25 protein-coding genes are annotated in these 25,671 nt (G+C 59.4%); 8 read left to right on the plus strand and 17 right to left on the minus strand.

Annotated features, from left to right (window positions below):
* Positions 1-153 precede the first annotated feature (153 nt).
* A complete protein-coding gene (locus tag VJ956_RS05755) occupies positions 154-1,374 on the plus strand; it encodes a D-amino acid dehydrogenase (protein ID WP_324082737.1) in 1,221 nt (406 codons plus the stop codon).
* Between the two features lie 112 nt (positions 1,375-1,486).
* Here VJ956_RS05755 and VJ956_RS05760 read toward each other — a convergent pair whose 3' ends face one another.
* Positions 1,487-2,689 carry a cation:proton antiporter gene (locus VJ956_RS05760; protein ID WP_324082687.1) on the minus strand — a complete coding sequence of 401 codons (1,203 nt, stop codon included), beginning with the start codon at positions 2,687-2,689 and terminating at the stop codon, positions 1,487-1,489.
* A gap of 92 nt (positions 2,690-2,781) precedes the next feature.
* Here VJ956_RS05760 and VJ956_RS05765 point away from each other — a divergent pair, with 92 nt between their 5' ends.
* The 3 genes from VJ956_RS05765 to VJ956_RS05775 all read left to right on the plus strand — a co-directional run bounded on the left by VJ956_RS05765 (position 2,782) and on the right by VJ956_RS05775 (position 7,644).
* Positions 2,782-3,024: a DUF1289 domain-containing protein gene (locus VJ956_RS05765; protein ID WP_324082689.1), complete on the plus strand. Its 243-nt coding sequence runs from the start codon at positions 2,782-2,784 to the stop codon at positions 3,022-3,024.
* Positions 3,025-3,142: 118 nt separating this feature from the next.
* The gene (locus tag VJ956_RS05770) at positions 3,143-4,840 is read left to right on the plus strand and encodes an L-lactate permease (RefSeq protein WP_324082691.1); all 1,698 of its coding nucleotides are present in this window, start codon (positions 3,143-3,145) and stop codon (positions 4,838-4,840) included.
* Positions 4,837-7,644 carry an FAD-binding and (Fe-S)-binding domain-containing protein gene (locus VJ956_RS05775; protein WP_324082693.1) on the plus strand — a complete coding sequence of 936 codons (2,808 nt, stop codon included), beginning with the start codon at positions 4,837-4,839 and terminating at the stop codon, positions 7,642-7,644. The genes VJ956_RS05770 and VJ956_RS05775 overlap by 4 nt, the downstream gene beginning before the upstream one ends.
* Before the next feature lie 160 nt (positions 7,645-7,804).
* Here the strand turns inward: VJ956_RS05775 and VJ956_RS05780 are convergent, their stop codons facing one another.
* The 10 genes from VJ956_RS05780 to VJ956_RS05825 form a co-directional block, all read right to left on the minus strand.
* Positions 7,805-8,062: a YdcH family protein gene (locus tag VJ956_RS05780; protein WP_324082695.1), complete on the minus strand. Its 258-nt coding sequence runs from the start codon at positions 8,060-8,062 to the stop codon at positions 7,805-7,807.
* 209 nt (positions 8,063-8,271) lie between these two features.
* Positions 8,272-8,523 carry a sulfurtransferase TusA family protein gene (locus VJ956_RS05785; protein WP_324082697.1) on the minus strand — a complete coding sequence of 84 codons (252 nt, stop codon included), beginning with the start codon at positions 8,521-8,523 and terminating at the stop codon, positions 8,272-8,274.
* Complete coding sequence (locus VJ956_RS05790) at positions 8,516-8,641, minus strand: hypothetical protein (RefSeq protein WP_324082738.1); 126 nt, start codon at positions 8,639-8,641, stop codon at positions 8,516-8,518. The genes VJ956_RS05785 and VJ956_RS05790 overlap by 8 nt, the downstream gene beginning before the upstream one ends.
* Positions 8,638-9,810, minus strand: coding sequence for a formate dehydrogenase subunit gamma (locus VJ956_RS05795; protein WP_324082699.1), 1,173 nt, complete (start codon positions 9,808-9,810; stop codon positions 8,638-8,640). Before VJ956_RS05795 ends, VJ956_RS05790 begins: the two co-directional genes overlap by 4 nt.
* A gap of 85 nt (positions 9,811-9,895) precedes the next feature.
* Positions 9,896-10,504, minus strand: a complete 609-nt coding sequence (gene fdh3B, locus VJ956_RS05800; RefSeq protein WP_324082702.1) for a formate dehydrogenase FDH3 subunit beta — start codon at positions 10,502-10,504, stop codon at positions 9,896-9,898.
* A gap of 15 nt (positions 10,505-10,519) precedes the next feature.
* A complete protein-coding gene (locus VJ956_RS05805) occupies positions 10,520-13,405 on the minus strand; it encodes a formate dehydrogenase subunit alpha (RefSeq protein WP_324082703.1) in 2,886 nt (961 codons plus the stop codon).
* An 87-nt stretch (positions 13,406-13,492) separates the two neighbouring features.
* Positions 13,493-13,681, minus strand: coding sequence for a hypothetical protein (locus tag VJ956_RS05810; protein ID WP_324082705.1), 189 nt, complete (start codon positions 13,679-13,681; stop codon positions 13,493-13,495).
* A gap of 40 nt (positions 13,682-13,721) precedes the next feature.
* A complete protein-coding gene (locus tag VJ956_RS05815) occupies positions 13,722-14,333 on the minus strand; it encodes a TorD/DmsD family molecular chaperone (protein ID WP_324082708.1) in 612 nt (203 codons plus the stop codon).
* Positions 14,334-14,419: 86 nt separating this feature from the next.
* A complete protein-coding gene (locus tag VJ956_RS05820; RefSeq protein ID WP_324082710.1) occupies positions 14,420-15,085 on the minus strand; it encodes a DUF3306 domain-containing protein in 666 nt (221 codons plus the stop codon).
* On the minus strand, positions 15,085-15,660 hold the full coding sequence (locus VJ956_RS05825; RefSeq protein ID WP_324082712.1) for a DUF3305 domain-containing protein: 576 nt from the start codon (positions 15,658-15,660) through the stop codon (positions 15,085-15,087). Before VJ956_RS05825 ends, VJ956_RS05820 begins: the two co-directional genes overlap by 1 nt.
* Positions 15,661-15,813: 153 nt before the next feature.
* On the opposite strand from VJ956_RS05825, the gene VJ956_RS05830 reads away from it, so the two are divergent.
* The 4 genes from VJ956_RS05830 to VJ956_RS05845 are packed head-to-tail and all read left to right on the plus strand — an operon-like array spanning position 15,814 to position 19,826.
* Positions 15,814-17,793 carry a 4Fe-4S binding protein gene (locus VJ956_RS05830; protein WP_324082714.1) on the plus strand — a complete coding sequence of 660 codons (1,980 nt, stop codon included), beginning with the start codon at positions 15,814-15,816 and terminating at the stop codon, positions 17,791-17,793.
* A 13-nt stretch (positions 17,794-17,806) separates the two neighbouring features.
* Positions 17,807-18,652, plus strand: coding sequence for an Mrp/NBP35 family ATP-binding protein (locus tag VJ956_RS05835; protein WP_324082716.1), 846 nt, complete (start codon positions 17,807-17,809; stop codon positions 18,650-18,652).
* Positions 18,649-19,353, plus strand: coding sequence for a biotin/lipoate--protein ligase family protein (locus VJ956_RS05840; RefSeq protein WP_324082718.1), 705 nt, complete (start codon positions 18,649-18,651; stop codon positions 19,351-19,353). The genes VJ956_RS05835 and VJ956_RS05840 overlap by 4 nt, the downstream gene beginning before the upstream one ends.
* On the plus strand, positions 19,350-19,826 hold the full coding sequence (locus VJ956_RS05845) for a DUF6505 family protein (RefSeq protein WP_324082720.1): 477 nt from the start codon (positions 19,350-19,352) through the stop codon (positions 19,824-19,826). Before VJ956_RS05840 ends, VJ956_RS05845 begins: the two co-directional genes overlap by 4 nt.
* Here VJ956_RS05845 and VJ956_RS05850 read toward each other — a convergent pair whose 3' ends face one another.
* From VJ956_RS05850 to VJ956_RS05875, 6 genes are all read right to left on the minus strand, one after another.
* Positions 19,827-21,074: a molybdopterin-binding protein gene (locus VJ956_RS05850; RefSeq protein ID WP_324082722.1), complete on the minus strand. Its 1,248-nt coding sequence runs from the start codon at positions 21,072-21,074 to the stop codon at positions 19,827-19,829.
* A 17-nt stretch (positions 21,075-21,091) separates the two neighbouring features.
* Positions 21,092-21,592 (minus strand): molybdopterin-guanine dinucleotide biosynthesis protein B, encoded by a 501-nt coding sequence (gene mobB, locus VJ956_RS05855; protein ID WP_324082724.1) that lies wholly within the window; start codon positions 21,590-21,592, stop codon positions 21,092-21,094.
* Entirely contained in the window at positions 21,589-22,176 is a 588-nt protein-coding gene (gene mobA / locus VJ956_RS05860; protein ID WP_324082726.1) for a molybdenum cofactor guanylyltransferase MobA, read from the minus strand. The genes mobB and mobA overlap by 4 nt, the downstream gene beginning before the upstream one ends.
* Positions 22,169-23,032: a formate dehydrogenase accessory sulfurtransferase FdhD gene (gene fdhD / locus VJ956_RS05865; RefSeq protein ID WP_324082728.1), complete on the minus strand. Its 864-nt coding sequence runs from the start codon at positions 23,030-23,032 to the stop codon at positions 22,169-22,171. The genes mobA and fdhD overlap by 8 nt, the downstream gene beginning before the upstream one ends.
* Positions 23,033-23,047: 15 nt before the next feature.
* Positions 23,048-23,725, minus strand: coding sequence for a response regulator transcription factor (locus VJ956_RS05870; RefSeq protein WP_324082730.1), 678 nt, complete (start codon positions 23,723-23,725; stop codon positions 23,048-23,050).
* 111 nt (positions 23,726-23,836) lie between these two features.
* Positions 23,837-25,671 (minus strand): ATP-binding protein (locus VJ956_RS05875; RefSeq protein WP_324082732.1); only part of this gene is annotated, 1,835 nt, incomplete at its 5' end.

The following is a 25,671-nucleotide window of genomic DNA, read 5'->3' on the forward strand; positions in this document are numbered from 1 at the left end:
TGGCACACCGAAGGAGCAAACCACCGGTTTCACTGAAACGGTGCGTGAATCTCTCAGGTCCATAGACGGAAGGGGTGCTTTCTACCTGCTTGGGTAGAGAGGTAACCCTGGGCGCCCATGGCAAGTCTGAAGGAAAGTCCTATGAAGAGTTCGATGAAGCGGATCGCAGTTATTGGTGGTGGCATCACCGGTATTACCACTGCCTACACCCTGGCCAGGCAAGGCCTTGATGTCACTGTTTATGAAAAACACCGCTATGCGGCAATGGAAACATCCTTTGCCAATGGCGGCCAGTTGTCGGCTTCCAATGCTGAAGTCTGGAACAACTGGAAAACGGTGATGAAGGGCATCAAGTGGATGGGCCGCGCAGATGCGCCCCTGCTGGTCAACCCCAGGCCGTCCTGGCACAAGTTAAGCTGGTTTGCCGAGTTTATGGCGGCCATTCCCCGGTACGAGCAAAACACCACTGAAACCGCCCGCATGGCGATTGCCGCCCGTGATTATCTGTTCCAGTGGGCGCAGGAAGAGAACATTGATTTTGACCTGAAGAAGCAGGGCATACTGCATATCTATCGCGACAAGGCCGGTTTTGACCACGCGGCACACGTCTCTAAACTGCTGGCTGCCGGCGGTCTTGAGCGCCGGGCCGTCACCCCGGAGGAAATGCGTGATATCGAGCCCACGCTGGCGGGCAGCTATTATGGTGGCTTCTTCACCGAGAGCGATTCAACGGGCGATATCCACAAGTTCACCAGTGGCCTGGCGGATGCTATCCGGCGCCTCGGGGTGGAAACCCGCTATGAACACGCCGTGACCGAACTGAGTGCGGATCAATCCCATGCCTGGGTGACCTCTTTCGATGGCGAACAGCAGACCCGTGACACTTTTGATGGTGTGGTGATCTGTGCCGGCGTTGGCAGCAGGGACCTGGCCGCGAAAGTCGGGGACAGGGTCAATATCTACCCCGTCAAAGGTTATTCCATCACCGTGGAACTGGACGACGAAGCTTCGCGGCAGGCGGCACCTGATGTCAGCCTGCTGGATGACGACACCAAGATCGTCACCAGTCGTCTGGGCGATGGCCGTTTCCGCGTCGCCGGAACTGCTGAATTCAATGGCTACAACCGCGATATCCGCGACGACCGTATCCGCCCCCTGACCCGCTGGGTGGAAGAGTGTTTCCCCGGTGTATCAACCCGTCGCGTGGTGCCCTGGGCCGGTCTGCGGCCCATGCTGCCATGCATGATGCCCCGGGTTGGTCCGGGTCGTCTGCCCACGGTGTTCTACAACACCGGCCACGGTCACCTGGGCTGGACCCTGTCGGCGATTACCGCCGAGATGCTGGCGGAATCGGTTACCCGGGCGTCTCAGTAATGCCTGGCGCGCGAAGATGAATTGCGGGTCTGCTTCGCAGCACCAGCTATTACCATGCTGAAAGAAAGCAGGCGGACGTGTCCGCCTGCTTTCCTTCTCATTAGTAGGAAATTCAGCGTTGCAGAACCCGTTTTACAAGTATCGGCCCGACCAGTTCAAAAAAGATCGTCGACGCCACCACTACCGGAAGGATGGTGCTGCTGAACTCCGGAAACCTTTCGGCCGCCAACAGCGCCATGCCGATGGCAACACCTGCCTGGGGTGTCAGTGCCAGCCCGATATTGCGGGGAATCTCCCTGTTGTTTTTCAGTCCTGCGGTTACCGCCAGATACCCACCGATAACCCGGCCGATCACCCGCAGGCACAGATAGGCAAACGTGAGCAGAAGTGCGTCATCCACCCGGTACAGATCAATACTTGCTCCGGAAAGCACAAAGAAGAATACCAGGAAGGGCCACTCGATGTGCTCGATCTCCCGGAACGACCGGGTATGGTGAAATGACAGGTTGGCGATCAGGCTGCCAGCGATCATGGATGCCAGCAGCGCGGACACACCCAGTACAGAGGAAAGTCCGGCCAGTAACAGAATCAGGGCGATTGCCTCTACCTGGGTCGGTTCTCCGGGCCTGAGGCGACCGGTCAGCCAGGCAGCGGGCAGCCCGATCGCGATCCCCAGAACGATGGCGCCGCCCAGCTCCCACAGGGCGTGGATCAGCGCCAGTTGGCCGTCGCTGCCAACCAGCAGGCCCAGCGCCGCCATACACAGGCCAAAAACAATAATACCCCAGCCGTCGTCTATGGCGACTATGCCCAGCAATACCCTGGGCACCAGCCCTGTCGCTTTGATCTCGCGGACGGATTCAGCGACAGCGGCCGGGTCCGTCGCCACCGAAATGGCGGCCAGCGACACTGCGACCACCAGCGGAAACCCCAGTGCCAGAAGGCCACCACCAACCACCACACCGCCGCCGACGATCACGAACAGTGAAATAATCAGAATCAGCGGGCCGGTGTGCCGCAGCCGTTCTATCGTCAGCTCACTGCCCAGCAGGAAAGCAACCATGACCAGAGCCACCCGGATCAGCGGTTCGCTCAGTCCACCGAGCAGATCGCCGGCCCTGGCACCTATCAGAACCTGTTGGATGAAAGCAATGCCAATGCCGACCAGCATCAGAATCGAAATGCGTGGTACGCGGGTGCGATGGGCAATGGTATCGGCCAGGATACTGACCGACAGAATAACGCCCAGCAGAATGATGGTGGTGGCGGGCCGGGAAAAGTCTGTGGGGAGCCATTCGGGCAGTTGTTGAATCATCCGAAGATCCTGATTATCTCTCGCTATTTGTAGACGCGACGATTTTTTACCAGCATTGGAAGAAAAATTACAGCAGGAGAGCGCCCGACCCTATGGACCCTATCACCAAAAAGCCCTGTATAGATATTTGCGAATTCAATAAAAAGTCGGTTTGCAAGGCCTGTGGCCGAACCCGGCAGGAGAAAAAAGACTGGAAGCAGCTTGCCCCGGCTGAAAAACAGGCGATCTGGACCCGAATTCTGGAGTCCCATGGGTCTGGCAAGGGCAAACACCCCAGGGCGCTGCGAGACCTGTATGAAAAGGCCAGGCAGAAAAAACGGAAAAAGGCCCGATGATTCCGATCTGCCTTGAACCCCTCAACGGGATGCCCTACTTTTAATCTGTCAAGTGATATATTTGCAACTCGGATAATCATGCCGATTTTCAAAAAACAATATTAGGAAGGAGTCTCCGATGTCATCTGGTGGCCTCGCTTTACTAGCCTTCACTCCCATACTTCTGGCTGGCATCCTGCTGATCGGCTTACGTTGGCCTGCCCGAAGGTCCATGCCCATCGTGTTTGTGGTCACGGCCCTGATCGGTCTCACGGCCTGGGATATGTCCTTCAACCGCATTGTTGCTTCAACCCTGCAGGGCCTGGGCATCACCATCGGTCTGCTGTGGATCATTTTCGGTGCCATCCTGCTGTTGAATACACTCAAGCACTCCGGCGGTATCACGGCCATCAGAGCCGGTTTTGCCAATATCAGCCCGGACCGCCGGGTTCAGGCCATCATTATTGCCTGGCTGTTTGGCTGTTTTATTGAAGGAGCATCCGGCTTTGGCACTCCCGCCGCCATTGCGGCGCCGCTGCTGGTTGCTATCGGCTTTCCGGCGATGGCCGCCGTCATGCTGGGCATGATGGTGCAGAGTACGCCGGTTTCCTTCGGTGCGGTCGGTACGCCTATCATCGTCGGCGTAACCACCGGGCTGGATAAGGCCACCATCAGTGAAAGGCTGGAGGCGGTGGGTGCAAACTGGGAGGCCTACATCCAGCTGATCACCTCGGATGTGGCGATTATTCACGCCATCGTCGGTGTGTTCATGCCGCTGTTCATGGTGATGATGATGACCCGCTTCTTCGGCAGGAACCGGAGCTGGCGCGAGGGCCTTGAAGTTCTGCCATTTGCCCTGTTCGCGGGCATTTCGTTTGTGGTTCCCTATGCCATCACCGGTGTTGTGCTGGGCCCGGAGTTCCCGTCCCTGCTGGGCGGGCTGGTTGGTCTTGCCATTGTGACCACGGCAGCACGCAAGGGTTTCCTGTTGCCGAAGACCAGCTGGGATTTTGCTCCCGGTAATGAATGGCCTTCCGAGTGGCTGGGCACCATCGAGATGAAGCTGGACGAACTCACCAGAAAACCCATGAGTTCCTTCAAGGCCTGGCTGCCCTATGTGCTGGTTGGTATCGTGCTGGTGATCAGCCGCACCGTTCCGGCGGTCAAGGATGCATTCACCTCGGTATCTCTCGGCTTTACCAATATTCTGGGGGAAGCCGGGATCAATGCCAGCTTCCAGCCGCTGTATCTGCCGGGTGGTATCCTGGTCATGGTTGTCATCGCTACCTTTTTCCTTCACCGCATGCAGGTTAAAGAACTGACTGCCGCCGTTCGGGAGTCCAGCGGTGTGCTCCTCAGCGCCGGTTTTGTTCTGCTGTTCACCGTTCCCATGGTTCGTATTCTGATCAACTCCGGGGTCAATATGTCGGATCTGCCAAGTATGCCGATTGCCATGGCAGCCTGGGTGGCTGATAGCGTCGGCGGTATCTATCCGTTGCTGGCACCGGCTGTCGGGGGCATGGGCGCGTTCCTTGCCGGCTCCAACACCATCTCCAACATGATGTTCAGCCAGTTCCAGTTTGGCGTCGCCGAGGGCCTGGGGCTGTCGACCGCTCTGATCGTAGCGGCACAGGCCGTGGGTGCTGCCGCCGGCAACATGGTGGCGATTCATAACGTGGTTGCCGCCTCGGCCACTGTGGGGCTGCTGGGCAAGGAAGGGCAGACCTTGCGCAAAACCATCTGGCCGGCCCTTTACTACCTCCTGTTTACCGGGTTGCTCGCGCTGGCTGCGACCTATCTGCTCGGCGTTACGGATCCATTGATGGGTGCTTTATGAGTCTTTCCGCTGATGCGCTCGCTGCGCTGCGAGCCCGAATACCCGCAGCACGGGTCTATGACGACCCGCTGTCGACCCTGGCCTACGGTACTGACGCCAGTTTCTACCGCCTGATCCCCGGTGCGGTGGTCAAGGTGGAAAGCGAGGACGAAGTAATTGGGGTGCTGGATATTGCCCGGCGTTTTTCAGCGCCGGTGACCTTCCGCGCCGCAGGCACCAGCCTGTCCGGACAGGCCATTAGCGATTCCATCCTCCTGGTGCTGGGTGACCAGTGGAAAAACCACGACATTCGTAACGACGGCCGCCAGATCCGGCTCCAGCCCGGAATTATCGGCTCCCAGGCCAATGCCTGGCTGGCGCCTTACGGCTACAAGATCGGCCCTGACCCCGCCTCCATCAATGCCTGCAAGATTGGTGGTATTGTTGCCAACAACGCCAGCGGCATGTGCTGTGGTACTGCCCAGAATACCTACCATACCCTTGCCAGCATGCGGATTGTGCTGGCTGATGGCGCCGCGGTGGATACCGAAGACGAGGCCAGTGTAAAGGCCTTTCGCACCAGCCACGCCGGGCTGCTGTCGGAGCTTGAGCAACTGGCGTTCCAGACCCGGTCCGACCAGGACCTTGCGGACCGCATCCGCCACAAATACCGGCTCAAGAACACCACCGGGCTATCGCTGAACGCCCTGGTGGACTTCAGTGACCCGATGGATATTCTCACTCATTTAATGGTGGGCTCCGAAGGCACTCTTGGCTTCGTCAGCTCGGTTACCTACAACACCGTGCCCGACTACCCCAACAAGGCTACGGCGTTGCTGGTCTTTACCGATGCCGACAGCTGTTGTCGCGCTGCCGCAATGCTGCGGTCACAGCCGGTCGATGCCGTGGAGCTGCTGGACCGTCGAAGCCTGCGTTCGGTCCAGGACAAGCCCGGCCTGCCACAATGGATACATGACCTGTCAGACGGTGCCTGCGCGCTGCTGATTGAAACCCGGGCCGCTGACCAGGCTGTGCTGGAAAAGCAGCTGGTTCAGATAAAGGCGGCGCTGACCGAGTTTACGGTGGAACAGCAAGTGGACTTCACCACGGATCCGAAGGTGTCGGATCTGCTGTGGGCTATCCGCAAGGGTACCTTCCCGGCGGTGGGTGCGGTTCGCCCACTGGGGACCACGGTTATTATCGAGGATGTGACTTTTCCGCTCGACCAGCTGGCCGAGGGGGTAAAAAGGCTGCAGTCACTGTTCGTGAAACACGGTTATGACAATGCCATCATTTTCGGGCATGCCCTGGAGGGGAACCTTCACTTTGTGTTTCCCCAGGGCTTTGATGACCCGGATGAGGTGGCCCGCTACGACGCCTTCATGAAGGACGTCGCCCAGCTGGTGGCAGTTGAATTTGGTGGCTCGCTCAAGGCGGAGCATGGCACCGGACGCAATATGGCACCCTTCGTTGAGCTGGAATGGGGACATGACGCCTGGCAGCTGATGTGGAAGATCAAGGGTCTGCTGGATCCGGAGAATCTGCTCAATCCCGATGTGGTGCTGTCCCGGGATCCGGATATTCACCTCAAGAACCTCAAGCCGCTGCCCGCGGCCGACCCCCTGGTCGACAAATGCATAGAGTGTGGTTTCTGCGAGCCGGTATGCCCGTCGGAAGGGCTGACCCTGTCCCCGCGCCAGCGTATTGTCATCTGGCGTCATATCCAGGCGAAAAAACGGGCAGGGGAGGATACCACCGAACTGGAAACCGCCTACCAGTACCACGGCCTGGATACCTGTGCGGCGACCGGCCTGTGTGCTGACCGCTGTCCGGTGGATATCAACACCGGCGACCTGGTGCGCAAACTGCGTGCCGAGAAAACGCGCCATCCCGGTACTGCCAACTGGATCGCTGAACATTTTCAGAGCGTCGTGCGTGGAACCCGCCTGGTGCTGACAATGGCGTCCGGCGTGGAGAAGCTGATGGGTGCGCCGAGGCTGGCAAAGGTAAGTGCCGGAATAAGCAGGATGTCCGGCAATCGCCTGCCGCAATGGGATCCTTCCATGCCCCAGCCTGTACGCTTTGTGCCGCCAACTCCGGTAACGGAGAGTGATGCACCAAGGGTGGTGTACTTTGCTGCCTGTGTTGCCCGGGTCATGGGACCTGCCAGTGGCGACGCGGAGCAGACAACGCTGTACGACAAGACCCGCCAGTTGCTGCAGAAAGGTGGTTACCAGGTAGTTCACCCCGACGGGCTCGACAGCTTTTGCTGTGGCCAGCCCTGGGCTTCGAAAGGCTACCCGGAACAGGCCGAGCGCAAGAAAGCGGAACTCTTTAAAGCTCTGCTGGCCGCCACCCGTAATGGCCAGGACCCGGTCTACTGTGACACCAGCACCTGTACCCTCCAGATCCACGAGGCCGCGCGCGAGCTGGGCCTGGATCTTTATGACCCGGTGAGATTCATCCGCGAGAAACTTGCGGACCGGCTGGTATTCCAGCCCGAAGAAACCCCGATTGCCGTGCACGTTACCTGCAGCACCCAGCATCTGGGCCAGGCACAGGGATTGATAGACATCGCCCGACGCTGTAGTACCAATGTGGTGGTTCCGGAAAACATTCACTGCTGCGCCTTTGCCGGCGACAAGGGTTTCAACGTGCCGGAGCTGAACCGCCATGCGCTGCGGACGCTGCCAGACCAGGTGGCGGGGTGTACGGAGGGGATTTCCACCAGCCGTACCTGCGAGATTGGCCTGAGCCGCGAGGGTGGCATTGATTATCATGGCCTGGTCTATCTGGTGGACCGGGTGACCGAAGCCTCAGCCTGAGCTTTCGCCCGTCGTGGTGGCTGGTATTCCAATGAATTACAAAGCAAGCGGACAGGGATGTATTTACGGCGTGTTCTGGAAAGATCTGTCCGCTTGCTTACGCATGGATTAGTAAGTCCGGGGCTGGCGATGAGCGCCCGGACTGGCGTCAGGCCCGGCTTTACTCCGGATTTGCAGACTCGTATTCGCGAATTATGTGAAACAGCTGATCCTTGAGATGGAGTCGCTGCTTTTTGAGGTCTTCCAGGTGTTCGTCCGAGGTGTTCTCTGCGCCGGCCTCATAGCGGTGAACTTCATGTTCCACTTCGTGGTACTCGTCAAACAGATTGCGGAAATGGTGGTCGTTGATTTTCAGATGATGAATGGCCGCTTTTGATTCGGGTATTTCGTGAACCAGGTCGTGTTTTTCTACGGGCATAATAATCGCTCCTGAGGTCAGGGTGGGTTACATCAGACAAATTGTCAGCCTTCAGGCTACTCAGTTTTTGCGGCCCGTCAATGCCCGGAGTTCTGCGTTTGCCGCGCTGGGCGCGAGAGTGGTTGCGGCGGCTGACCCTGCGCCAACCCGGGATAGCGTATCTGGCAATGGCCTGCTGCGGGCGCGGAAGGGATTGCTTCCGGGGATATCTATGCCAGACAGATCCGGTAGCGCAGGACGCCGGCATTCTCTTCGCGGACCCATTCGATCCTGTGCCCCGTCAGCTCACACAGTGTCTGCAGGTCCCGGCTGCCACTGGGGTCATCGGTCAGAAACTCCACCCGGGTACCGCCAGGCAGATCTCGGGTGCGCTTTTTCAGGCGCAGAATGGGCAGAGGGCACACCAGACCGACAGCGTCGATCTCGTGTGCCTCCTGACCTGCAACTGACTGATCAGTCAAGCCGTACGTTCTCACTGCTGTATTGCTCGGCCGAGGACCACCCGAACTGTTCCAGAACAACCGGGACGAGAGTGGCGATCACCAGGGCCGCGGCAAATCCCAAAAGCATGACTTTCACGATGATCCTCCTTTGCCCTGTCTGGCCTGAACCTCTTCTACCCACAGATCGTGGTGCTGCCGTGCCCACTCCAGATCAACCTGACCGTTACCCATGGCATCGAATGCACCTTCCATACCCACCGAGCCGATATAGATATGGGCGAGAATGACCACCATCATCAGGAACGCCACAATCGAGTGCCAGATGTTGGACAGCTGCATCTCTTCGTGGGGCGCCAGAACGGTCGGCAAATCCGTCCCCAGAATGCCGTTCACGACTTCAAAGGTTCCGGCAAACATCGGCATCTGAAACGGAAACAACAGCGACAGGCCCGACAAAGAGACGGAAACGCCCAGTATCATCGTGGCCCAGAAAATAATTTTCTGACCGGCGTTGAACTTTTTTGATGAAGGATGCGAGTCGGTAAAAAGCCCGCCGCCCGCCTTCAGCCACTGCCAGTCCAGCCGGTTGGGGATATTATGGGCTACCCACATCACGAACGTCAGCAACAGGCCCAGCATAAAGGACCAGGCAATATTGTTGTGAACCCACTTGGAGCCGATCGCCAGATCGGAATAGAGCTCGTGCCCGATAACCGGGATCAGAAAACTGCGCCCCATCAGCGTGACCAGACCCGTTAACGCCAGGGCGATAAATGAGCCGGCCAGCAACCAGTGACCAAAACGTTCAATGGCCTTGAATCGCTGAATCTTGGTGCCTGCAGGGCCACCGTGGATCCTGATTTTGCCGCGAACAAAGTAGAACACCACCAGCAACAGCAGGAAGCCCAGGATTGCGCCACCGCCATAGCTGATGAGCGGTCCTTCCCTTAATTTATACCACGGCATGCCGCCATCCTGGATCAGGACATCGGCCGCAGGAGTCCGTACCTGGGTAGTGGGGTCAATCCTGTTGTAGCGAATGGCGCGATAGTCGACAGCGACAGAGCTTCCGCCCTGTGCCCCCAACGGCCCGGTAATCGGGGGTGGATCAGCTGGATCCTCCAGCTCCTCGGTACGAAAGGACTCGTCAACTTCCAACTGCTTCTGACGGGCCATGATGTCTTCAAGGGTCTGGGCGCCCCCGGTAGCAGAACGATCAATTGCGGGAGCCTCGTCCGCCAGGGCAGAACTCAGCATCAGCGTCGTCAGTGCGAACACGACGGCACCGAACAGTTTAAAATTCATGGGAGCACTCCAACGGAATCAACGGAAAGCATGCATTGCCTCAATGAATTCCGAGGCCCGAAGGCCCCGGAACCGGCAGGCTGATTCAGGCGCCCTTCTTCTGGTAGGCTGTGCCCCATCCCCAGGCGCCGGCACCGAAACCACGGTTCACCACACGCTGGCGATAGATGTCCGCCACTTCGTCGCCATCACCGGCCAACAAAGCTTTGGTCGAGCACATTTCCGCACAGATTGGCAGTTTGCCCTCCGCAATACGGTTGCGACCGTATTTCTGGAACTCCACATTGGAAGTGTCTTCTTCCGGACCACCTGCACAGAAAGTGCATTTGTCCATCTTGCCCCGGCTGCCGAAGTTGCCCGCCTGGGGGAACTGGGGCGCGCCAAAGGGGCAGGCGTAGAAGCAATAGCCACAACCGATGCACAGATCCTTGGAGTGCAACACTATTCCGTCTTCGGTCTGGTAGAAGCAGTCCACCGGACAGACGGCCATACAGGGCGCGTCTGAACAGTGCATGCAGGCTACCGATATTGAGCGCTCGCCGGGCTTGCCGTCTTCGATGGTTACCACCCGTCGACGGTTTATACCCCAGGGAACCTCATGCTCGTTCTTACAGGCCGTTACGCAGGCATTACATTCGATGCAGCGCTCGGCGTCGCAAAGGAATTTTGCTCGTGCTTGTCCTTCAAGTGCCATGGTCTACACCTCTTGTTATGCCGGCATAATCGAACACAGGGTGGCTTTGGTCTCTTGCATCTGCGTGACCGAGTCATACCCGTATGTTTGAACAACGTTAGTGGATTCACCCAGGACAATCGGATCGGCGCCCTGGGGATATTTATTCCTCAGAGACTTGCCTTCCAGATGTCCGCCGAAGTGGAACGGCATGAAGGCAACGCCTTCGCCGACGCGCTCGGTGATCATTGCTTTTACCTTGATCCGACCGCCTTCAGGCCCGGCGACCCAGACGTCATTGCCGTCACGGATGTTCAGGTTGTTCGCATCGCGCGGATTCACCTCGATGAACATATCCTGCTGCAATTCTGCCAGCCATGGGTTGGAGCGGGTCTCGTCACCACCACCTTCGTATTCGACCAGACGGCCGGAGGTGAGGATTATCGGGAACTCCTTGCTGAAGTCGTCTTTCTGGATCGACTTGTACATAGTCGGTACTCGCCAGAAGGACTTATCCTCGTAGGTCGGATAGTCTTCGACGAGATCACGCCTGTTGGTGTACAGGGGCTCGCGGTGAATGGGCACCGGATCCGGGAAGTTCCAGACCACAGCGCGCGCCTTGGCGTTGCCGAAGGGTGCACACTCGTGCTTGATCGCCACTCGCTGAATACCGCCGGAAAGGTCGGTCTTCCAGTTGGTTTTAGGGCCCGCAACAGCTTCAATGCTGGCACGTTCCTCGGCAGTCAGGTCCTTGTCCCAGCCCAGATCCATCAGCATCTGCATGGTGAATTCCGGGTAGCCGTCCTTGATCTCGGAGTTCTTCGAGTAGACACCTTCAGCCAACAGGTTGTCGCCATCGCGCTCAACACCAAAGCGGGCGCGGAAGGTCAGGCCACCCTCGGAAACCGGCAACGACATGTCGTAGAGGTTCGGTGTCCCGGGATGGTTCATCTCTGCGGTTCCCCAGGACGGCCATGGCATGCCGTAGATATCACCGTCACAGGGTCCGCCATTAGCACGCAATGTGGTCCTGTCGAAGTGATGCTGGTATTTCATGTGCTTTTTCATTCGCTCCGGGGACTGGCCGGTATAGCCGATTGTCCACATGCCACGATTGAATTCGCGGGTAATGTCCTCGACATTCGGCTCGTCACCTTCGATCGCGATGTTCTTGAACATGCGGTCGGTGAAACCGAACTTGTCCGCGAACAGCTTGATGATGGTGTGGTCAACCTTGGAGTCGAACAGCGGCTCAACCACTTTTTCCCGCCACTGCAACGAACGGTTTGATGCCGTCACCGAACCGCGGGTCTCGAACTGGGTGGTGGTTGGCAGCAGGTAAGCGCCTTCTTTCCGGTCATGCAGCACGGCGGAGACCGTGGGGAAGGGATCCACAACGACCAGCAGGTCGAGCTTCTCCATGGCTTCCTTCATTTCCAGCATACGGGTCTGGGAGTTGGGCGCGTGGCCCCACAAGACCATGGCGCGGGTATTGTCCGGCTGCTCAAGGTTTTCCTTGGCTTCCAGAACACCGTCAATCCAGCGCGAGACCGGAATGCCCTTTTCATTCATCATGGCCTTGGACTTGCCATTTCTGTCGAGGGTGTCAAAACGACCCTTCAGCCAATCCAGGTCTTCTTCCCACACCCGCGCCCAATGGGCCCAGGAACCGGCGGCGAGGCCGTAGTAACCCGGCAGGGTGTTGGCCAGTACGCCAAGGTCGGTAGCACCCTGCACGTTGTCGTGACCGCGGAAGATGTTGGTGCCACCACCGGCTGTGCCCATATTGCCCAGAGCCAGCTGGAGAATACAGTAGGCACGGGTGTTGTTGTTGCCGTTGGTGTGCTGGGTACCACCCATGCACCAGATGACCGTGCCCGGGCGGTTATTTGCCAGGGTGCGTGCAACGCGCTCCAGCTGGGCGCCCGGCGCGCCGGTGACGCGCTCGACTTCGGCAGGATTCCAGCGCTTCACTTCATCGCGGATCTGGTCCATGCCCCAGACGCGGGTACGGATGAACTCTCGATCTTCCCAGCCATTCTCAAAAATGTGCCAGAGGATTCCCCACACCAGGGCTACGTCTGAACCCGGGCGGAACCGCACATATTCGTCCGCATGGGCTGCGGTGCGCGTGAAACGCGGATCGCACACGATCAGTGGTGCGTTGTTTTCTTCCTTTGCTTTGAGGATGTGCAACAACGATACCGGGTGGGCCTCTGCGGGGTTGCCGCCGATCAGGAAGATCGCCTGGGACTTGTGAATGTCGTTGTACGAGTTGGTCATTGCGCCGTAGCCCCAGGTGTTCGCTACGCCGGCCACCGTGGTGGAGTGACAGATACGGGCCTGGTGATCAACATTGTTGGTGCCCCAGTAGGCAGCAAACTTCCGGAACAGATACGCCTGTTCATTGCTGTGTTTGGCGCTGCCCAGCCAGTAGACTGAATCGGGTCCGCTTTCCTTGCGGATCTGCAGCATCTTGTCGCCGATTTCGTTGATCGCCGTGTCCCAGGAAATCTTCTTCCACTCGCCGTTAACCATCTTCATCGGGGTTTTGAGGCGACGTTCACCGTGCGCATGCTCACGCACAGAAGCACCTTTGGCACAGTGGGCGCCCATATTGAAAGGACTGTCCCACCCCGGCTCCTGGCCCGTCCAGACACCGTTCTGAACTTCGGCTTCTACCGTACAGCCGACCGAACAGTGCGTGCATACCGTTTTCCTGACTTCGACTTCGCCACCGCCGGATGAAGGAGTAGCTGCCTGTACCCGATTGGAGGTCAGGGATAGTGCCGCGAGGCCGCCCACTGTAACACCTGAGGCCGCCAGAAATCCGCGGCGGTCCATGGTCTTAGCAGCGAGGGAGGAAAGCAAAGATCCCGCACGGGAGCCTTTCGCTACCCCGTTGGTTTTCTTTCTTAACATTTTGAGTACCTCTCTCTTTTATTATTCTCGTTCTTCGGAACCGCAGCCATCCAGGAGCATCACGCAACCCTGGATAGCAGCCAATCCCTAAAAGCGAGCGGATTCCATATACTTGCGCGTGTGTTCTGTCTCACGCATGCCACTGCTTTTTTTCGTGGTGTCTTTTACCACCCCGGCTGCGGCATTTGGTGCAATGGTCATCGCGACTGCAGCCGGACCTGCGGCTGCTGCCAACCGCAAGAAACGACGGCGACTTTCGCCTTTCGGATTGTCCATGGGACTCCTCCACCTGGTTTTGGGATCAGGTCGACCCCGGTTACTGAATCGCAAATGCTTCGGCCTCAACGGCCATGAAGGCTTTCCCGAGGGAACCGACAGGGCCATAGAAAACCGCCGATTGCGCTTTCTCCAAATCACTGAAAAACAATTCCGCCCACTTCTTCATGTGGGCGTCAAAAAAAGCTTTCTGCGAGGCTACGTCGCTGTCGCAGGGAAATTCGCCGGTGATGATGCCCGCCATGACCTCACAGAGCGTACCAATGTGGTCTTCTGGCTCCTTGACGTCGTCGCTGGCTTTAATGCCACGTTTCATAAGGTCGGTTCGCAATACGGCCAGGGGCTTCTCGTTCAGAAATCCGGTCAGGTAGTAGCTGGCATAGGGCAGGAGCTCACCGCGGCCAAGACCAACGAAGAGGTTGTGGTACTCGCGCTCGGAAATCTCTGGTGACGTTCGCGCCGCAAGCGCGGCGAGCTGCTTTGAAGCTGAACCGAGGGACGAGTCATCACCCTTTAAGGTGGCAAGGCCGGATAAAAGTTCAGCAGAGGGCGGGGAACCAAGCAAGGCACCCAATAACTGATACATCTGGGCCCGGGCACGATCCTCTTCGGTAATCGATTTCGGGCACTGAACTTCCGCGGTGTTGACCAAAGCGCTGTTCCTAATTTTTGTTTTAATTGCGTGGGTACTTCTATCTATATAGTCGATCCACGGTTCTGGATCAATTTCATTCTGGATTATTCACTCTCGAATTGCATCCTCGGGCGGAATCGCGGCGCCGGAGATTCCGCGTCGGCTACTGCTGACTCGGGTTGTATCAGAACCTCTGGTTCTGCTGCGGCTGCGGCTACCTCTGTGCTCTCTGGTGCCGGTTCTTCTTCGTCGATGCTCTCATCAAGCGCCTCGGACTGCTCTGGATCAGACAGCCTGACGGTGTCATCGGAGGAATCTGCCTCGAGAGCCCTTTCCTGGCGCTCCCGTTCGCGTTTCTCCAGGTCAAGGAAGCCCCCTTTGCCTACCTTGTAAGCCGTCTTTATTCCGCCAATGGGTGTGGTAACTTTTGAAAAATCTTCGTCGTATTCATTCAGCCCGTCCAGAATCCCGAATATGGGATTGGAACGCCACAGGGAACGAAGGGCCTTGCGTCTCAGAAACTCCGGAATCTCCTGGCGCAGAAAACCCGTGATGTCGGTACCCTGTTCCAGGGCGTCCGGGTCGGGAAGGTTGTACTTGGCGAGAATTTCCTGCTCTGGCAGGTCCTGATTGACAGCCAGTTCCTGTTCGGCGGAACTGGCTTCCGGGCTGGCCTCAACAGGCTGAGCCAGAGCCCGGGATGATGGCTCGGCGCCTTGTCGGATCTCGGCTTTCTTTCTTGCCCAGCGCTGCAAACGTGATTCAGTCATCAATGCACCCCTGGTTTTCTGGTGTTGGTGGGCGGGCGGAAGACATCGCTCACCTGGCGTATGCGGGGATCGCCTTTGCCGCCTTCGATGCCTTCGATGTCATTCTTGCGGCGGCGTTTCTTGAAGGGCTCCTCGATATAATGCATATCGACAAATTCTTTGATCCAGGCCGCCAGTGTTGCGGGAATGGGCACCGCCTCAACAATGTTTTCACCGCTGTCCAGGGCATCCTGCGCCTCATAGGCGCTGGCAGTAACGGCGCTTACCACCCAGCCGGAAGGGGAATCGTTCGCCTCGTCCTGGTCAAGGATGACCCAGACTGAAGGAACGGTAAGGTTAAGAGACACCAGGTAGGCTTCCACATCGGCGCGGAAAAGTTCCATGGTTACGGTGCCGGCGTGGTAGTCAACCACGTCGCCCTCGCGAACCAGTTCTTTCCAGAAAGCGTCGGGTGCTCCGGGAATGATGGCGACGGGCTTCCAGACGTGTTTTGCCCACCGGGTCGCGCCGGGTTTCTGGCGCACCACTGCACCGACCTGTAATTCTCGTTTCCAGCTCTGTGTGCGACTGCTCATACCTGTTCTCTGATTTTATTCTTTGTTGAAGCTAGCAGGGCTCGGGGAATTATCCAATTATCCATCTGTCCAAGAAAGACCGGCTGTGGCATGCTCGTTGAACAGTTACACCGGTTTATACGTATAAGAACAACCAACAGAGTCAAAGTTCCGATGCCCGCAAAAAAGACTTTATTACTGTGCTCGTGCGATAAAACCCAGACCCTCGACCCCGAATCACTGAAGGCTGCCGCGGCGGCCGATCAGGTTTTCGCGGTAAATGAGCTGTGTGTCAAAGACATCAACAAAGCAGCCGAGCACCTTGGCGGAGACAGCGAAGTGCTTATTGCCTGTGGTCAGCAGGCAGCCCTGTTTGAACGACTGGGTGAGGAAATTCAGGCTGAAACTCACCACACCGCGCCTTTCAGCACGATCGATATTCGGGATCGCGCCGGCTGGAGCTCGCCCAAAGCCGACCCCAGGCGCTTGCACGGAAAGCAGGCTGCCCTGCTGGCCGCGGCCCAGTTGCCAGCGCCCATGGCTCCGGCGAAAACCATCCAGTCTGACGGCGTATGCTGTATTGTCGGGCCCACCGAGCAGGCGGTTCGAATGGCCGGGCTGGTGCAGGATCAGCTGGGCGTTACCTGTGTGGTCAGCGATGCCGGGCCGGTACAGCTTCCCTCGGCCGATTACGATGTGGCGAAGGGCCAACTGACATCGGCCTACGGTGCGTTGGGCAATTTCAAGCTGGCGTTTCAGGGGCTGCAAACGCTGCATCCGGCAGGCCGCGGGGAACTCGGCTACGGTGAGGTTCAGGCCACGGCGCGCAGCGAATGCGATGTGTTTATTGACCTTCGCGGAGGTGCTCCGGCGTTTCCCAGCCACGAGAAACGCAACGGTTATTTCTGGGCCGACCCGACGAAATCCGGAGAACTTGAGAGAATCGCCCTGACGGCCCGGGAACGGGCCGGGGAATTCGAGAAAACCGTCTATTTCAACCTTGAGGAATCCCTGTGCGCGCATTCCCGGGCCAACAGGCCGGGTTGTACGCGCTGTCTCGATGTCTGCCCGACCGGGGCCATATTCTCCTTCGGCGACACGGTTCAGATTGATTCCGACATCTGTGCCGGCTGCGGTTCCTGCGCTGCGGTCTGCCCGACGTCAGCCGTCACCATGAACGAGACCCCGTTCGAGGCCGTTACCAAAGTGATGGAGGTAATGGCCCGAACCTATCGCGAGCATACCGGCGAAGCCCCGCGCCTGGTTTTTCATACCCTGGGCACCGGTGCTGACGCCATTACCTTTCTGGCACGCTATTACGAAGGTCTGGCGGACGACCTGCTTCCCTTCGGGCTGGAGCATGTCGACCGTATCGGCCACGCCGAGATAATGGCCGGCTTCGGAGCGGGCTATGCCGAAGTCCTGATCCTGGCGGACAACAAGGCGGACCGTCTTGCGGTTACCGCTGAAGTCGAACTGGCCCAGGCCATGCTGAAGGGCACCGGCAACTCTCCCGGCCGGGTCCGGGTGATCGCCGCCGAAGAACTTGGCGAAGCCGGGGATAACGCCGGGCGAGTGAGCGAACCGGTGTTACTGGTCGGTGGTCGCCGTGACATCACCCGGGTCACGGCCGCCGCGATGGCCGACCGGATCGAAACGCCGATCTCCCTGCCGGCAGGTGCACCTTACGGTGCGATTGAAATCAATGCCGACAAATGCACGCTCTGTCTGGCCTGCGTATCGCTGTGTCCTACCGGTGCCCTGGGCGACCATCCGGACCGGCCGGAGGTTCAGTTTACGGAAAACGCCTGCGTCCAGTGCGGCATCTGCGAGAGCACCTGTCCGGAAACGGCCATCACCCTCAAACCCCAACTGGATCTGTCGAAGGATGCGCTCAGTCCCCACGCACTGCATGGCGAGGAACCGTTTGAATGCGTCCAGTGTGGCAGACCCTTTGGCGTCGCCAGCACCATCAACCGCATCGTTGAGAAACTGGAAAACCTGCACTGGATGTACACCAACTCTGATAACGTGCAGTTGATTAAAATGTGTGATGACTGTCGCGTCAAAGCGCAGTACCACGGTGACAACTCGCCGATGGCCGCTGGTCAGCGTCCGCGGGTTCGAACCAGTGACGACTATCTAGACAGCTAAAACAGGATACAGCATGGTTGAATACGTTGATGCCGGGAAGCCCAATCTGATTGGTACCGATGCGCCCCGGCCCCAGGACAAGAATCCAAAAGGCATTGATAGAATCATTGCCATCGCCTCGGGCAAAGGCGGCGTGGGCAAATCGACCGTTGCCTCCAACCTGGCTGTGGCGCTGGCCTCCAAAGGCCTGAAAGTCGGTCTTCTGGACGCCGACGTCTATGGCCCCAGCCAGCCGCGCATGCTGGGGGTGTCTGGTCGTCCGTCCAGCCCGGATGGCAGCACGATCCTGCCCTTGCGCAACCACGGGGTGACGTTGATGTCGCTGGGCCTGATGGCCCCTGACGGCGAGGCCATTGTCTGGCGCGGCCCGATGCTGATGGGAGCCCTGGAGCAGATGATGAACCAGGTGGACTGGGGCAGACTGGATGTGCTGCTGGTGGACCTTCCGCCCGGCACCGGTGATGTCCAGATGACCCTCAGTCAGAAATTCTTTGTAGCGGGTGCGGTTATCGTTTCGACCCCCCAGGACATCGCCCTGATGGATGCGCGCAAGGGCATGGACATGTTCAAGCGGATGGAAGTGCCGCTGTTTGGCCTGATTGAGAACATGGCCTCCTTTGTCTGCGATGGCTGTGGTAAAGAGCATCACCCGTTCGGGTCCGGCGGCGCCCGGACTGAAGCCGAAAAGATTGGAGCACCCTTTCTGGGAGAAATTCCGCTGGATCTTGATATTCGTATTGGTTCAGACGGCGGTGTACCGATTGTGGTATCGAAGCCCGAAAGCCTGCAGGCCAAGGCTTTCCAGCGTATTGCCGATGAAGTGGTCGCTTCTGAAGTTTATGCAAGGGCGATTCAATGATCGAAGCACCCCAGTTCCCCCCGCTGCTGTCGGGCGAAGTGGTGCCCCACAATATGGACCCTTTTGAAAAAGCGGTGAGCCGCGCCATCGCCGGAGTGGAGTCGGGTACGATTTTTTATTCCGAGGCAGGCGATATGCTGCGGGCGGCGCTGGTTCTGGCGCCTGAAACACCGTTGGAGCATGCCATCCAGGCGGTCTACGTGGCCCAGGTAGGCCTTGCCGAAAGCCTGGGGGCGCTGGCCCCGCCGGAGGTCCCGGTGCACTTCCAATGGCCGGACCGTATCAAGGTCAATGGCGCTGTTTGCGGCACAGTCCGGTTTGCGGCGGACGTTTCCGACCCCAAAGCGGAGCCGAACTGGCTGGTTCTGGGCATTGAAGTGCCGTTTATTCCCCAGAGTGATGAGCCGGGCACAAATCCGAATGAAACCTGCTTGCTGGAAGAAGGCTGCAGCGGCATTGTACCCATGGAACTGCTGGAGAGCTGGTCCAAGCATACGCTGTTATGGTTGACCTACTTTCTCGACGAAGGCTTTGAACGCCTGCATAAGGAGTGGCGGCCGCGCTGCGATACCCTGGGTGAAACAGTCGAAAGGCCCAGACCCGGCGTTTTCGTCGGTCTGGACGAAAAGGGTCGGATGCTATTGCGTGACGGTGCAATGACCGAGACCATCAGCCTGATTGAATTCGCGGAGCACGTATGAAACTAGCCCGGACACTGCGCCTGGACGTATCCGATGAGAATGTCTATGAGCTTCCCGCCCCCAGCGGCGAGTGGGCTATCTCTGGCGGGTTTGAATTCTCCAACTGGACCGAAGCCGATCTGAAGGGCAAGGCACGGCAGGCCTTTACCAATGGCTGGTACAGCATTGAATCCGGCGGCCGCGCAAGCTTTGTGGGCGTCTGCCAGATTACCGAAAACGAATTGCAGCAGCTGCGACAGACCCTGGCGCAGACTTTTGTTGATTTATACGGCGCACCCGATATTGCGTCTGCCTACCCCGTGGCCTGCGAAGAAATAGATCAGATGCGCACCATGTGTGAGGATTTCGAGGAGAACACCCTGCTGATGGTCAGCCGGACCCTGACCGAGCTGGGCGTTGAGGAAACCTACCGCTCGCGCGGACCGCAGGATGCCTCGCTGGAGGCCTTCGCAATGCACGGCAGTGTTGAGTAGTTACAAGCCAAAGCTGGCGTAGGGGACAAACCGTACCGGGGTCCCCGGCTCTATCAGCTGCGCGCTCTCGTCCAGTTCCACCATGCCCTCGGACCAGGCCAGCCCGGTGACCCGTCCCGAACCCTCAGAGCCGAAAACCTCCACCTGCCCGTCACGGACCCGCGCCCGCAACATCTCGCTGCGACCCGGCTTCTTGTTCTTGACGAAGTTCGCCGGCATCACATAGCCCCGGGGTTCGAACCACTCGCCCCCGGCCAGTAGCGCCATCGCCGGTGCGCCGAAGCGCAGGGCACAGACCCAGGCGGCGACCGGATTACCCGGCAGACCGACCACCGGCGTGCCCTGAAACATGGCCAGCGCCAATGGCCGGCCCGGTTTGATCGCGATCCGCCAGTTACTGATTTCACCATGGGCTTTCAGCGTTTTTGACACATGATCCTCGTCCCCTGCGGATACCCCGCCACTGGTCAGGATCAGGTCGCACTGCTCTGCGCCGCGCGCCAGTGCATCCCTGACGTCCCCGGCGCGGTCCAGCACATGGCCCAGGTCCACCAGCTCATAGCCAAGCTGCGTCACCAGGGCACTCAGCATCGGGCGGTTGGCATCGTAAATCTGCCAGTCAGTGACAGCGGAACCGACCGGCTTTACTTCATCACCGGTAGACAGGACTCCGACGCGAAGCCGCTGAAAGACATCGACCGACTCGACGCCAACACTGGCAAGGACTGAAATCCGGGTAGGCGTCAGGCGGGTTGCCGCCGCGAGGATCTGATCCTGTTCTTTGATATCTTCACCGGCCTGACGGGCATTGGCGCCGGCTTTCAGGGTGCCGTTCAGATGGAGCTGCCGGTCTGTGACTTCGCAGTCTTCTTCCAGCACCACGGTGTCAGTGCCGGCCGGCATGACCGCTCCGGTCAGGATCCTGATAGCGTAACCTTCGGGCACCTGACCGAGGTAAGGCTCCCCGGCGGCGCTACGGCCATCAACCAGGGGCAGGGCGCAGGGAACCCGGGTGACTGGTCCGGCAAGAGCATAGCCATCGACCGCCGAATTGCGGCTGGGGGGATGGGCGCGCGGGGCATGAATATCGCGGGCCAGTATCCGGCCATTCAGCCGTGACAGCGGGACAGCGCGATCCACGCCCACCACGGGATGCAGCCGTGAACGCAGGCGCTCAAGGGCTTCGGCCACTGGCGTCCAGTTCACGCCGGGGGGCAGGGCAAAGCAGTCGTTGCGAAGCTCTCTCATGGTTCTCCCGTCAATGGTTATGCGGTTCCCGGCTGTTCCAGGTTCAGCATGAAGTCAGCCAGGCCGCATACATTGTTCAGATCAAAGCGGGGGCCCGCAAAGTCCGGCGCATAGTCCGCCGCCACTGCGATGATACTGGCGTCGTTCGGATACAGGGGGGCGTGGGGGCAGGCCCGCCTGTGAACTTCAATCTTGGGGTAGCCATGGGATTTGAAACCCTCCACCACGACCCAGTCGCACGGGCCCAGCCGCCCCAGCAATTCATCCAGTGTCGGCTCGCCGGCGCCGCGCAGTTCGTGCATGATGGCGAAGCGCTGGCCACCGGCCAGAATGACTTCCCGGGCGCCAGCCTCACGATGATGGTAGCTGTCGGTGCCGGGCTGGTCCACATCCACCCCGTGATGGGCATGCTTGATCGAGTTGACGGTCAGGCCCCTGTGGCACAGCTCACGGATCAGCGCGCCGGCCAGGGTGGTTTTGCCGCAGTTCTTCCAGCCCACGATACCGATGACATTCACTGCAGGTGCTCCTGTGCCCAGGCCAGGTCCTCCGGCGTGTTAATGTTGAAAAAATCGCCCTCGTCAAACAGGGCCAGCGACTCACCCCGGGCCTGGGTCCATTGCCGGATCTTGCGCACACCGTCGTTGAGGGCGATCCGCAGATCATGTCGCAGAGCGACCTGCCAGCGACCAAAAGTTGGCTGGGGCAGGCGCCCACGTTGCGGATCCGGCGTGGCAGCCAACACCACCGGAGTGTGGTAACCCGCCAGGCGTTCAACCAGATCCAGGGGAAACGACGGGGTATCGGCGGCAACACTGATCAGCCACTCGTACCCCTGGCCGGCAGCCCAGTCCATGCCCGCAAGTACACCCGCCAGGGGGCCCGGAAAATCCGCGACAGAGTCGGCCACCACGGGCAGGCCCAGGTCGTCAAAACGACTCGGGTCGCCGTTGGCATTGAGGACAATTGCGCCCACCTGCGGCCTTATCCGGCGAATGACGCGCTGGATCAGGGACTGATCGCCCAGCATCAACCGGCCCTTGTCGCCACCGCCCATCCGGTTTGCCTGGCCGCCGGCCAGAATCACTGCACAGTCAGTCACGTTCCGCCCCCTTCCGACGCTGTTTCCTGTCTTCATCCGGAACCTGCGACAGATCCTGATCGAACACCAGGCGGTGCTGGCCACTGAGACAGGTGAATTTCCTGCCCCGCATCCGTCCGATCAGCGTCAACCCGACCTGCCGGGCAATATCCACGCCCCAGGCGGTAAAGCCTGAGCGGCTGATCAGCGTCGGGATTCCCATCAGCGCGGTCTTGATCACCATTTCGGAGGTCAGGCGGCCCGTGGTATACAGAACCTTGTCTGCGGCCGGGATGCCGTTCAGGTGCATCCAGCCTGCGATTTTGTCGACCGCGTTGTGACGCCCGACATCCTCCATATAGGCCAGAATTTCGCGGTCCTGACACAGTGCCGTGCCATGGATGGCGCCGGTTTCCATGTACAGGCTGGGGGTATGGTTGATCCGGTAGGAAAGCTCGTAAAAGGTACTGGTGTGCACCGGTGTATCCGCTAACACCAGATCGTCAAGACCCGCCATCATGTCTCCGAATACCGTGCCCACGGCGCAGCCTGACGTGCGGGTTTTCTTTTCCAGCCTGTTTTCTACGTCAGTGACGTCCGCAGTGCGGACCACGACGACTTCCAGCTCTTCGTCAAAATCAATCCGGGTGACCTGATCGGTCGGTCTCAGCATGCCCTGATTCAGCAGAAAACCGAGCGCCAGGTATTCCGGGTGGTCGCCGATAGTCATCGCTGTGACGATCTCCTGGCTGTTCAGGTAGATCGTCAGCGGCCGTTCCTCGATTACGCTGACGGACTTACCCTGACCGGTTTCATCAGTGCCCTCTATAGTGCGCGACAGTCGGGGGTCCAGGGGATCGGGTAGCAGGGGTATCATTGGCACTCCACCGGATCAGATGGTCTCGGAGGGAGGTTCGAGGATGCCAAGGCGATTGGCGGCAAGGATCGCCTCGGTGCGGTTGCGCACATCCAGTTTCGCCAGCACGGCACTGACATGGAATTTGACTGTGCGCTCGCTGATAAACAGCGTAGCCCCGATCTGGCCATTACTCTTGCCCAGTCCCACCAGCTGCAGGACCTGCAGTTCACGTTTGCTCAATGCGTCCCGGAAGGTTTTCGCTTCCCGCTCGGTTTTCATCCCTTCCATCAGCTTGCTGGCGACGGCCGGTTCAAAGACCGTGCCGCCGGCGTATACCGAGCGGATCGCCTCGATCAGCTGGCCGGGGTCAGTGCTCTTGCGCAGATAGCCTTCAATGCCAAGCTTTGTCGCTGCCACAACCCCGGCGATTTCCTCGTGGGCCGAATAGATGATCACGCGGGCGTCGGCCGGTCCGTGGTTGCGCAAGTGAGCCAGGGCGCAGCGGTCGGGCTCCAGTTCCAGGTCCAGCACGATCACATCGGGCCGGGTCGCAGTTACCTGAGCCGTCAGGCTCTCAATGTCCTTGGCTTCGCCGACAACATCGATATCCGGCTGCGCATCCAGTGCCATGGTAAGGCCCATCCGCACCACCGGGTGGTCGTCTACCACCAGCACACGGATTACATTTTTTTTGACGGTTTCGCTAGCCATGAAAAGATCTGTATTCCTTCTGTTCTCTGAAATAAGGCAAATAATGTCCTCAAGCTAAAATACCAGAGCCTGTTCGTAAACCGGGTCCCGGAATCCCTGCAGGTCAGAACCTCAGGCCCGGGCCGTGCTCGCCATCATCACCGCCCGGCGAAGGTCCGTCAGTTTCGTCGGTTTGGCCAGGTAGTCGTCCATTCCGGCCGCCAGGCACTCTTCGCGGCCGCCAGCATTGGCGGTCATGGCAACGATGTACACCGGCGGCGCCTGGGCAGCCGCCTCTTCGCGGCGGATAATGCCCGCAACCTGGGGCCCGTCCAGATCCGGCATCTGCCAGTCCAGCAAGATCAGGTCGTAGCGGTCCTTCCGCCATGCCGCCAGAGCCTCCTCTCCGCCGGTGGCGGTATCCACCTCGCAGCCCAGGCCATGGAGCATATGCTCGGCCGTCAGGCGGGCAATCGGGTGGTCTTCCACCACCAGTACCCGGCAGCCCTCCAGACCGTCCGCCTCGGTCCTGGCAACGTCGGCAGCCGGCTCGGGCGCTGCCACAACCGGCAGGGCCAGGCGGAACCAGAAGCGGGAGCCTACACCCTCCTGGCTGTCCAGGCCGGTCTCGCCATCCATCAGTTCAACAAGTTCGCGGACAATGGCCAGGCCCAGCCCGGTGCCGCCGTGGCGGCGGGTCATCGAATCGTCGCCCTGGTTGAAGGGCTCGAAGATACGCTGTTGCTGATCGGCGCGAACCCCCGGGCCGGTGTCAGTGACGCTGATCAGCGCCTGCGCGGTCTCGCCAGGCGATGCGGGATCACCGGCCAGTTCCACTCGCACCGAGCCGCTATCGGTGAATTTGATGGCGTTGCGCAGCAGGTTCAGCAGAACCTGGCGGATGCGCACCGGGTCGCCGACCACCTGGGCGGGAAACCCGGGTGCCAGTACCACCTCAGCATCGAGGCCTTTTTCCAGTGCCCGCGGGCGGTGGTTACCATAGGTTTCAGCAACCAGTGCACGCAGGTCAAAGGGCGCCGGGTTCAGGCTCAGCTTGCCCGTGGTGGCGCGGGAGACATCCAGCAGGTCATCGACGATCTCCAGCAGGCCATTGGTTTCAGAGTCGAGCGTATGAAGGTAGTCGCGCTGCTGTCTGGTCAGCGGGGTGTCCCGCAACATGGCGCTCAGGCCGACAATCGCACTGATTGGGGTGCGGATCTCATGGCTGACCTTGGCCAGCAGCAGATCCTTGGCGGCGTTGGCTGCCCGCGCCGAATCACACGCCTGTGTCGCCTCCCGCTCGCTGCGCCGGCGCTGCTCGACTTCCGCGCCCAGCCGGGTGATCTGGTGTGAGGTCAGCCAGCCGCCGCCTGCCAGCAGCAGCAGACAGGCGACCACCAGCCCGTACTGAATCTCCCTGAATGTCGACAGGTCGGCATTCATTGCCGCCGCCATGCGGTCTTCCAGCGTGTTTGCCGTGTCCATGATCTGGTAGAAGAGATTGTTGTAGCGCTGGTCTGCGGCAGAACCGGCGGCGGCGGAAGGTCCTTCCAGAAGACGCTGTTCGGCGAGCCGGTGCAGTTCCTGAAGCTGGTCCCGCAGCTCGACATAAGGCCTTAGGCGCGCCGGGTCAGCCGACGGTTGGTAGAATGAAGCATCAATCACTCCGCCATTCACCAGCGTATCGAGAATGCCAAGGCTGGAGGCGTGCAGCGCCCGGACCTCTTCCAGGCTGGTTTGCGAGCTGCCCAGCAGCAGCTCTTCGAGCCACAGGTGGCCCAGCGTGACATCAGTCTTGAAATACAGAAGGGCATGGTGGGTCGGGGCATACCGCTGGCTCAGGTTATCCCCTAGTTGGGCATTGACCAGCAGCGCTCCGATCATCAGCAGGATGAATGCAGCCAGAACCAGCAATATACCAAGCCGCCTGCGTCGCAGCGACGGGTCGGTCAGCTTTACTGTGCGGC

It is taken from the genome of Marinobacter sp. (genome assembly GCF_035268745.1).
GTDB lineage: Bacteria > Pseudomonadota > Gammaproteobacteria > Pseudomonadales > Oleiphilaceae > Marinobacter.